The sequence below is a fragment of the Azohydromonas lata NBRC 102462 genome (assembly GCF_001571085.1).
Lineage (GTDB): Bacteria > Pseudomonadota > Gammaproteobacteria > Burkholderiales > Burkholderiaceae_C > Azohydromonas > Azohydromonas lata.
In genome coordinates this window covers 1-1,092 of the sequence record NZ_BCTC01000290.1, presented here as the reverse complement: position 1 = coordinate 1,092, position 1,092 = coordinate 1, and the positions used below count along the sequence as shown (strand labels likewise).

Here is a 1,092-nt window from a genome sequence, read left to right as displayed (position 1 = left end):
GGCCTCCTTGACGAAGCTGTCCACGTCGCGTCCCTGCACGTCCATCTGCAGCACCGCGTAGCGCTGCAGCGCCTCGCGGCGCACGAACGAGTAGCCCTCGTCGAGCTCGATGCTGGCCACCTGCGAGAACGGCACCAGGGCGCCGCTGCTGGTACGGATGGGAATCGCGGCGATGGCCGAGGGCGACGAGCGGTAGTCGTCGGCCAGGCGCACCGCGATGTCGAAGCGGCGCGTGCCCTCGATCAGCGTCGAGACGGTGCTGCCGCCGATGCCCGACTGCACCACTTCCAGGATGTTGTCGGCGTTGAGCCCCAGGCGGGCCGCCGCGGGGCGGTCCACCTTGACCACGAGCTGCGGCTTGCCCTTGTTGGCCTCGGCCGCGAGATCGGCCACCCCGGGCACGGTCTTGAGCGCGGACTGGATCTGGCCGGTGAGCCGGTCCAGCGTGCCCAGGTCCTCGCCGTAGAGCTTCAAGGCCAGCGTCGCGCGCACGCCGGAGATCAGCTCCTCCACGCGCATCTGGATCGGCTGCGTCGCGCCGAACACCGCCGTGGGCACGGTCTCCTCCAGCGACTCCTGCATCTGGCGCCCGAGGGCCGTGTAGGACAGCTTCTCCGGCCACTCGCCCTGCGGCTTGAGCTCCAGCAGCACCTCCATGTAGTTGACGTCGGCGGTCTCTCCCTTCTCGGCGCGGCCGATGGTCGCCAGCACCGTCTTGACCTGCGGGAACTGCCGGCGCAGCTCGCCATCCACCGCCTTCGACACCCGGATCGACTCCTCCAGCGACGTGGAGGGGATGCCGGTGACGCGGAACATGATCGAGCCCTCCTGCAGCTGCGGCATGAACTCCTTGCCCAGGAACGGGAACAGTGCGAGAGAGGCCAGCAGCAGCACGACGGCCGAGCCCACCACCAGGCGCTTGCGCTCCAGGGCCCAGTCCAGCAGCGGCAGGTACAGCCGCTTGGCCCGCGCCACCAGGAAAGTGTCGCGCTCCTCCTTGGGCTTGAGGATCAGCGCGGCGAGCACCGGCACCAGCGTGAGCGACAGCAGCAGCGAGCCGGCCATGGCGAAGGTGATGGTCAGCGCCATCGG

The 1,092-nt window shown here is 69.6% G+C and carries 1 protein-coding gene; it reads right to left on the bottom strand.

Going from position 1 to position 1,092, the window contains the following annotated elements; genetic code table 11:
- The coding region (locus ALA01S_RS31150) for an efflux RND transporter permease subunit (RefSeq protein WP_169806061.1) at positions 1-1,092 on the bottom strand (1,092 nt) is incomplete at both ends.